This window comes from Okeania sp. SIO2B9 (genome assembly GCF_010672505.1).
Lineage (GTDB): Bacteria > Cyanobacteriota > Cyanobacteriia > Cyanobacteriales > Microcoleaceae > Okeania > Okeania hirsuta.
This window is the reverse complement of the sequence record NZ_JAAHGK010000151.1, coordinates 1-8,664: the sequence shown is the minus strand read 5'-3', so window position 1 is coordinate 8,664 and position 8,664 is coordinate 1. Positions and strand designations below refer to the sequence as shown.

6 protein-coding genes are annotated in these 8,664 nt (G+C 37.4%); 4 read left to right on the top strand and 2 right to left on the bottom strand.

Going from position 1 to position 8,664, the window contains the following annotated elements:
• The first annotated feature begins 490 nt into the window (after window positions 1-490).
• The 4 genes from F6K13_RS07850 (at window position 491) to F6K13_RS07830 (ending at window position 5,441) form a co-directional block, all read left to right on the top strand.
• Window positions 491-1,327 (top strand): thiazole synthase, encoded by an 837-nt coding sequence (locus F6K13_RS07850; RefSeq protein ID WP_124145781.1) that lies wholly within the window; start codon window positions 491-493, stop codon window positions 1,325-1,327.
• 73 nt (window positions 1,328-1,400) lie between these two features.
• Window positions 1,401-1,574 carry a photosystem II assembly protein Psb34 gene (gene psb34 / locus F6K13_RS07845; protein ID WP_124155205.1) on the top strand — a complete coding sequence of 58 codons (174 nt, stop codon included), beginning with the start codon at window positions 1,401-1,403 and terminating at the stop codon, window positions 1,572-1,574.
• A gap of 263 nt (window positions 1,575-1,837) precedes the next feature.
• Window positions 1,838-3,961, top strand: a complete 2,124-nt coding sequence (locus F6K13_RS07840; RefSeq protein WP_124155206.1) for a tetratricopeptide repeat protein — start codon at window positions 1,838-1,840, stop codon at window positions 3,959-3,961.
• Between the two features lie 793 nt (window positions 3,962-4,754).
• Window positions 4,755-5,441 (top strand): response regulator transcription factor, encoded by a 687-nt coding sequence (locus F6K13_RS07830; protein ID WP_124155208.1) that lies wholly within the window; start codon window positions 4,755-4,757, stop codon window positions 5,439-5,441.
• Window positions 5,442-6,130: 689 nt separating this feature from the next.
• Here F6K13_RS07830 and hemG read toward each other — a convergent pair.
• Window positions 6,131-7,567 (bottom strand): protoporphyrinogen oxidase, encoded by a 1,437-nt coding sequence (hemG, locus tag F6K13_RS07825; protein WP_124155207.1) that lies wholly within the window; start codon window positions 7,565-7,567, stop codon window positions 6,131-6,133.
• A gap of 331 nt (window positions 7,568-7,898) precedes the next feature.
• Complete coding sequence (locus F6K13_RS07820; RefSeq protein WP_124155209.1) at window positions 7,899-8,135, bottom strand: DUF2811 domain-containing protein; 237 nt, start codon at window positions 8,133-8,135, stop codon at window positions 7,899-7,901.
• Window positions 8,136-8,664: the final 529 nt, after the last annotated feature.

Here is an 8,664-nt window from a genome sequence, read left to right as displayed (position 1 = left end):
CAAATGATTTTTGGCTGCATTCTTACAATTTTTGTGATATCATAAAGACTATAAGGGTTCGTTCGCCCCTACGCATGACTTTTTATTCAACTAAATTTCCTTGCTCAGAGACAATAGAACATCCGTTGGCTTTTCCTATAATCTAATCTTTCCATCTGTAAACCTCCTCAGTGGAAAATAACTAACTTTTGCATTCTGTGAAGCTCTAAAAAAAATCAGCGGGTCAAATGATTTTTGGCTGCATTCTTACAATTTTTGTGATATCATAAAGACTATAAGGGTTCGTTCGCCCCTACGCATGACTTTTTATTCAACTAAATTTCTTTGCTCAGAGACAATAGAACATCCGTTCCACTGCGCGACCGAGTATTCAGGAATTTTCCCCACAAGCAATACCAGAAATATCTTCATCTTCTGTAGCTTCCTATAAACATCAAAACTAGGATTGAAATAAAAAATTTACAATAGTTGTAAATATCAAAATTAAACAATGCAGACAGTAGAAAAACTAACTACACAAACTCCAGAACAACCTCTAATTATCGCAGGTAAAAAATTTAGCTCCCGTCTAATGACAGGTACAGGTAAATATCCCAGCATAGAAAAAATGCAGCAAAGTATAGAAGCTAGTGGATGTGAAATAGTAACTGTAGCAGTACGACGGGTACAAACTCAAGCTCCTGGCCATGAAGGTTTGGCAGAAGCTATAGACTGGACAAAAATCTGGATGTTGCCAAATACCGCAGGTTGTCAAACTGCTGAAGATGCTGTGAGAGTTGCCAGACTGGGACGAGAAATGGCTAAATTATTGGGTCAAGAAGATAATAATTTTGTCAAGCTCGAAGTTATTCCCGATCCTAAGTATTTACTCCCAGACCCTATCGGTACATTACAAGCAGCAGAACAATTAATTAAAGAGGGTTTTGCTGTTTTACCTTACATTAATGCTGACCCACTACTAGCCAAAAGACTTGAAGAAGCTGGTTGTGTCACAGTTATGCCCCTGGGTTCTCCTATAGGTTCTGGCCAGGGAATACAAAATGCTGCTAATATTCAAATAATAATTGACAATATTAAGGTTCCCGTGGTATTAGATGCAGGAATTGGTACTCCCAGTGAAGCAACTCAAGCAATGGAAATGGGAGCAGATGCCTTACTAATTAATTCAGCGATCGCTCTAGCTAAAAATCCATCAGTGATGGCCAAAGCAATGGGAATGGCGACAGAAGCGGGACGTTTGGCCTATTTAGCAGGAAGGATACCCAAAAAAGATTATGCGATCGCCTCTTCACCATTGACTGGAAGAATTAATTCGGCTCAAAGCTAGTAATAATTTCCTATATTCACCAAATTTATGTTAAGCTAGGTAAACATAAAAAAAAGATAAAGGACTTTTAATCATGCCATATACAACAGAAGAGGGTGGACGCCTAAATAATTTTGCTGCAGAGCCAAAAATGTATCAAGCGGACGCTCCAGATGAAAAACAACAAGTTAACTATTTAGTTTTAGGAACTCTCGGAGCTGTATTAGTAGGTAGCTTAGTATTTGTTGCTTTTTCTGTTTCTGCTTAAGCTTTGAAGTAAAAATTATTAAAGACTTAACCGGGTTCTTGAATTTTCAAGAGTCTGGTTTTCTATTACCGAAAGATTCTGGTCTAAAGTCTCCCCCTTTTAAGGAGATAAAAAAAGAGAATATTCCTGATGTTAAGTCTCCTTATTGCAGAGGTACTGATAACTAATAACTGATAACTGATAACTGATAACTGATAACTGATAACTGAAATCCCCCCCCTAATAGAACTGTGATAGACATTGGGTCCACAACAATTTCTCAATTGAACTGGCAAATCTATCAACGCTTGAAACAAGCTCTATCATTAAATCTACGTCGCCAAATTTTTATAGCTGTATGCGATAATCAACAACTAAGAAACAGCTTAGTAGAAAACTTAGAAGTAGATTTAACCAGTACTATTGACTACACAGAAAAAACGCCAAATAATAATAAAAATCTTTTATTTGTTACTCTCAACTTAAATCTAAATAATCCTAATCCAGTAACTCAAATTAATCAATGGTTTACCGAAAATCCTGAATATCAAAAAACACAAGAATATCAAATATTAGGATTTCAAATTATTGGAGTAGAAAGCTTAACTAAACAACCTTCAACAGTTCAATGGTCATTTATTAGTAATCTCAAAAAAATAGAAACAAATCTATCTACCCTAGAATCCAGTATATTACTTTGGATTAACCGACCTTGGCTCAATAGTATCAAACAGTCCGCCCCAGAATTTTGGCATTGGCACACAGGAATATTTGAATTTGAAGGAGACCCCACACCTATAGCTCCTAGAAAAAATAAATCATCATTGCCAAATCAACAAACCTCTAAATCTTTCTTATCTCCAAAAATTAGCCCGCCTTCCATCAATACTGTAAGACCATTAATGGCATTAGAACAAAAGTCTTACACTACTATTGATGTTGAATCAAAAAATCTGACAGTTCATCTTCTCCCCCCCGCTCCACAAAAATTACCAGAATTGCCAATTGGCCTTGACCAAGAACCGAAGAATACGCCACTGCTGAAGTGGGAATTAGTTGAACTAGCAAATTTAGTATGGTCAGAAATTTCTAGAAAGTCTGGTGAAGAAAAAACATCCCTAGAAAAACAACAGTTTCAAATTCTCAAACAGATTCAAGATTTAAACAAGTCCAAATATCCATCTCCAGAACTAGCCATAGCTTACCAAGCTTTAGGGGACTTTCATCGCGATCGCGTCTTAGCAGGTGAAGTATCAGAACAAAGTTTAATTATTGCCATTCGTGCTTATGAAATGGTAATTGAGTGGACATTTCAAGATACAGGAAATAAGAGCCAATTTTCTCCATCCCAAATTCCTGTTCTTGATATTTTTAACGATCTTGCCACTCTTTACTGGATGTTATCTCGTCAAATCAAATCTAGTAAGTCTGATTCATTAGTTTATTTAGAGCGAAGCATTATTTTATATCAAATGGCTATAGGTGAGATTAACCCATCTCAGAAAGAGACTTATGCCAGATTACAAAAAAACTTAGGTCTAGCTTACGGAGATTTAGCTAATTATCAAGAAGCAGAAAAGAATTGGGAAAAATCAGTTATGGCCTATCAAGAAGCAATCTTGTACTTAGATACAGTAACTCATACTCAAGATTATGCTTCGACATTAAATAATTTAGGTGCAGCTTATTGGAATTTGGCTCAATATACTCAAGCAGTGGCTCACTTGCAAGGGGCAATTTCAGCTTATACTAAAGCTATTGATTACTTTACCCCAGAAATTGAACCTCTAAATTATGCAATGATTCAAAATAACTTGGGCATAGCTTATTGGAATTTAGCTCAATTTCAACAAGAGCTATCAGAAACTTTGATGTTAAAAGCTGTTGATGCTTATTTAGAAGCTTTAAAATATCGAACCCCAGAAATTGCTCCCCTTGCTTATGCTGCGACAAAAAATAACTTAGGTACTACTTATTGGCACTTGGCCAACCAATTTGAAAAACATCAAATACGGAATCAATTTTTTCATCAAGCGATCGCTGCTTATTCCCAGGCTGTTAGTATAGCTCAACATTTTTCTCCTTCTCAGCTTACCTTTGATTTATTGGCCACCTATAATAATATTGGACTTGCTTATTATCAAATAGCCATAGAAGCCAACATTAAATTAGACAAAGACAGTCAAATGAGTAATTTAGAATCAGCTTTGGATTATCACTTACTGGCTTATACTGGTGAGCAACAAACTAACATTAATAATGAAGTAGTACAAGGAAAAGAAACTACTGTGAATTATATTGTCAGGACTATCCGTAAATTTTATAACAAGTATGGAATACAAGGGCAAAATGTAGCTCTTACCAAGATTCCTAGAGATTTGTTACCTAAAATTTTAAGTATGTTGTAGTAAAAAAATAAAAATTATAGGTTATAGTGTTATTGCTGCAGAGAGATGAAATCTACGAATTAGTCGATTGTTGTTATAACTCAGACTGAGTCTTAGTTTCAGTAAGTTACTGTCGCTATGATATAATAGTCTAGGTAAGTTTGGTTGTAGGTATAAGTAGTTTCCTTGTGCTATTTAAAGGACTATCAAAGACCCGTTTGAGTAAATCAATTAACGATGCTGGATGGGGTCAATTTCTGTTGATTTTGACTGTCAAAGCCGAAAATGCTGGACAGAAAACTATAGTTGTGAATCCTTAAAATACTAGCCAAGATTTCTCAAATTGTGGGGAAAAAGTCGATAAAAAATTAAAAATACGAACTCATTCTTACCCACATTGCGGTATTGTTAGACCGCGACTTAAATGTGGCAATAAATATAAAAAATAGGGCGGCAGGGCATTCCGTTCTTAAAGCACGCGCTTGCCCGATGCAATGGCAGGGCAGCGAAACGAGAAGCCCAAACTATAGCCCCAGCTTAGTTTGGGAGTATGTCACCTAAACCGTGGAGAAGCCTCACACCATAATTTTCAATTTGATGTGAAATGAATCGGCGGTAAGCATAAAATCTGATCGCGAAGCTAGGCGCGTAGTTTTTCGATCTGCAAAAAGGGCGGCGGGGCATCCCGTCCTTAAAGCTCGTGGAGTCCGATGCAATAGCAGGACTGTGAAGCGAGAGAGCTTACACTATACCGAATGGTTAGTGTGGGAGTATGTCACTTATATCGTACTTAGTTTATCCTGATATTTATGTCATGGCCCCTGTAAAGATCCTTGCGGTTGATGACGACCCAGCCATCCGAACTTTAATTCATCGGTATTTGAGCCAACAAAACTATCAAGTAGAGTCTGCTGGAGATGGTAAAACAGCTCTAGAATTATTCAATAAATTTTCACCAGACCTAGTAGTGTTAGATGTAAACTTGCCTGATACAACAGGATTTCAACTTTGCAAAAAAATGCAAAGTAATACAAATGTATTTGTGCTAATGCTAACCAGTCTTGCAGATGAGGATAGTAAATTACACGGTTTTCAAGAGGGTGCAGATGATTATATCACAAAACCTTTTGGTTTAGTAGAATTAGGCGCTCGTGTCGGAGCCATATTAAAACGTCAAAGATTAGTTTCCAACTCACAGCCAGAAGGTATACAATTAGGAAGTCTGACAATTGACCCTCACGGTAGAGAGGTTAAAGTTAATGGAGAATTAATTGCTTTGACGGCCTTGGAATTTGATATATTATACTGCCTAGCAGGTAAACCTGGCCGTGCTTGGAAGCGATCAGATTTAATCCAAGAAGTCTGGGATTATGAATATATGGGAGATGAGCGAGTAGTTGATGTCCATATTGGTCAAATACGTAAAAAACTAGAGAATAATAATGACAATTCTCCAAAGATCAAAACTGTTAGAGGTATTGGCTATAAGCTTGATGTTTGATTTTGATAGTCATACATACATAGTTTTATAAGAAGGAGAATATTGTCAAGGAAAAGGAAAAAGATAGATTTGAACAAATAATTTCACCAGAGGTAAGGGTGTGAGGGATAATGAGGAAACCTTGGCATCCCTCGACCATTGAATCAGCGATCAAGTAAATGATAGAGAATTTTGTCACGGAAGTCACTCCGCATCTATGAACCCACAATCAAAACTAACCACGCGTTTTTCCATCAAAAGCTTAAAATTCAGACAACGTAAGATAATTCTTCCTTTGCTTCTTCCTTCTTACTTCTGGTATATTTGAAATACTCCCGACGTTGCGCATGCCGCGTTGTCGCGGCATTCCTAAACCTCGCAGATTAGGCCTTTCTGCTTCTAACGCACCTGCCTCCAAGGTCTTTCCCCCTTTCTGGTCTAAAGGCGCGCTCCACAGTACGTCGCCAATCCGACGCCTCCCCTAGACACTGCTAACCCAGCAGCCTTATTTAATCCTAACACACTATTGGCAAAACCACAAAATTGATTGATTTTCCCATAGGACGCTCCCCTTTGGGAGAGCGCGGGTTTTCAACCAACGTTGAGATCAATAAAATAATCATTCAATTCTAGTATTTACAAACAGAAAAATTAGAATTATAGCAGTCGAAGCAAAGAACTAGTTTCATCGAAATTAAAACTCTAGAATATCAAGTCTGCAAACCTTGATAAATTTCAGTCGCTACTTCTGTGCCACGGCGAACACAATCTCCCAAAGCTATACCACCAATATAATTACTGCACAGATATAGACCAGGCAAAGATTTTAAGCCATTATTAATCTCCTCCAATTTAGAATTATGGCCTAAATTATATTGAGGAATAGCACGAGACCATAAATGCACCGCAAGAACTTTTGGTTGTTCAGCATTCTGTTTTAACAGAGTTTGACAAAGATCTTGATGTACCTGTTGCACTATCGCTTCACTATCTAAGTTCGCAATTTCCGGGTCTGTTGCACCACCAATAAAATTAGTAAAAATTTGCCATCCTGGAGGTGTTCTACCAGAAAATAAAGTAGAAGACCAAATACTACCAAGAGTCCGGATACCTTGACCTCTAGGAATCAAATTACCAAAGCCATCTATCTTAACCTTGATAGAAGTATCAGGATATGCCAAGACTACACAGGCAACAGGAGGATAATAAAATTCATTAAATATAGAAGCAATTTCCGGTTGCAAAGTTTTGAATAATTCTGCACAAACACGAGCGGGAGTAGAAAGGGAAATAGTACGAGTTTCTATTTGCTCAGGACCATTGGGAGTAGAAAATTCTGCTATATAAGTTTGTTGTTCAGTCCGACGAATATTAGTAAGATGCCAATTTAATTTAACTGCTTCTCCTAAATAAGAGGCGATCGCTTTTGGTAATGCCTCCAAACCACCTCGAAAAGAACCCAATTCACCAGTCTTAGTCTTAGGAATATTAGGGTCGGGAGCAACCTTAAACTTACGATTTTTTTTAGCAGACAGCAAAGCACCAGCTACAAGTCCACCACCTAAGTCAGCCATTCGAGCCACTTTAGCAAAAGCAGCAGAAGCACTCAGTTGACTAGGGTCTCCTGCATAAACACCAGAAACGAAAGGTTCCACCAGTCGCTGCATTACTTCAGGACCAAGATGTCTCTGGAAAAATTGGGATACAGTTTCTTCTCCTCCTTGTCCTGATAAATTACCAATGGCAGGTGAGACAAAACCCAAAGCGCCAACTAAAGCGCGTAGCTTACCAGCATCACTCAGTAATTTAGACTGTAGCATAGCTGTTGGACTCATGGGCACTGGTAATAATTGACCATTCCAATAAACATAGCGAGGCAGTTTGCGATCGGCAAAAACTAGCTCCTGCTTCAGGCCAACATCTACAGCCAACTTTAAAAATTCCGGTGTCGGAGAAAAACTATTTGGCCCTTCTTCCCAAAGAAAGTCTCCTAAAGAAACTGTTGTGATATTTCCCCCCACTCGATTTTGGCTTTCTGCAACTAAAATCTTTAACGGGGAATTATTACCTAATTTTGTCAGTGCATGGGCTAAACTTAACCCACTAATACCTGCGCCAACAACTAAGACATCTAAAACTTCAGTCATTTTTTCCTAAAAATTTAGTTCTACTATAGTTTAAAAGTTTAAAGTCTTAGTCTTCAACTATGGCTTTGTTATATAAGCTACTTTAGTTTCAAATTTAACTAAGGCTAAGGTAGTGGAAAAATGTTTCAGACTTGCATTAGTTGAAAATAGTGCAAACTTATTTTATATTTACTACTACTTTATCTCCCTATTACCTTCGTATTTGAAAATTATTCTCCGTATCGAACTGTGAAATAGCCCTACTCTGAAAGTAGAGCTGAAACTACATAAAAATTTAGTAATTTAGAATACATTAGTATCAGCAGCAAAGAGAGGTTCAATATATGCACCACTAAATGCTGCTTATATCATGATGTTGGAAAAGAGTTTCTAGGTAAACTCTAGCAGCTTGCCGATAACAAAGAGATGTTTCTGGTGTACCACTATCTCCATTTTGTAACAGGAATAGTGACAAAGCTGCTGAAAATACACGGTCTTGATCCCAGTCAGGGTGGGTTTCTAAGTAGGTTTTAAGAGATTCATGGAGTGCTTCAGGAATTTCGGCCAAAATACTAACGCTTAAGTTCATGTTTAAGTAAGATTCTCTGTATATTTTTTCTTCTTCATAGTCCCTAGTTATGGCCACAAACCACTGACTTTGAACTACTAATGTCGCACTATTGTGTACTAAGGGGGGGTATGGTTGTCAATGTAGAGAAATGTTACAGCAGACTTTCAATAAATAAAAGATTTACGAAATAATCGGTGTTTCGGGGAACTTTTTGTAATAAAACTTTATAAAAATCGACTAATATGAAGCTGTTTACTACCCACTGAACAAAATCCCCAATTCATTTGCAAGAGTATGATGATGTCGTTGAAATCTGTGGAAAAACCTGTTTAATCTGTGGAAAACATTGAACTTGCTTGTGGAAATGCTGTGGAATCTATGTGGAAAATTATGGTAAAAAATAAGAATTCTGAACTCTTTGCTAAAGTCTAATTTCAAAAGTCAAAAGTCATATAGCGCTACGCGCAAGGCAACAGGCAACAGGCAACAGGCAATAGGCAATAGGCAATAGGACAATACAAAAGGGTTTCAGCTTTTATTCATGTCC

What these genes read in the sequence shown, in the direction of transcription:
- hemG (WP_124155207.1), bottom strand. Translation starts at nt 7,567, where the DNA reads ATGACTGAAGTTTTAGATGTCTTAGTTGTTGGCGCAGGTATTAGTGGG.
- psb34 (WP_124155205.1), top strand. Translation starts at nt 1,401, where the DNA reads ATGCCATATACAACAGAAGAGGGTGGACGCCTAAATAATTTTGCTGCA.
- F6K13_RS07850 (WP_124145781.1), top strand. Translation starts at nt 491, where the DNA reads ATGCAGACAGTAGAAAAACTAACTACACAAACTCCAGAACAACCTCTA.
- F6K13_RS07830 (WP_124155208.1), top strand. Translation starts at nt 4,755, where the DNA reads ATGGCCCCTGTAAAGATCCTTGCGGTTGATGACGACCCAGCCATCCGA.
- F6K13_RS07820 (WP_124155209.1), bottom strand. Translation starts at nt 8,135, where the DNA reads ATGAACTTAAGCGTTAGTATTTTGGCCGAAATTCCTGAAGCACTCCAT.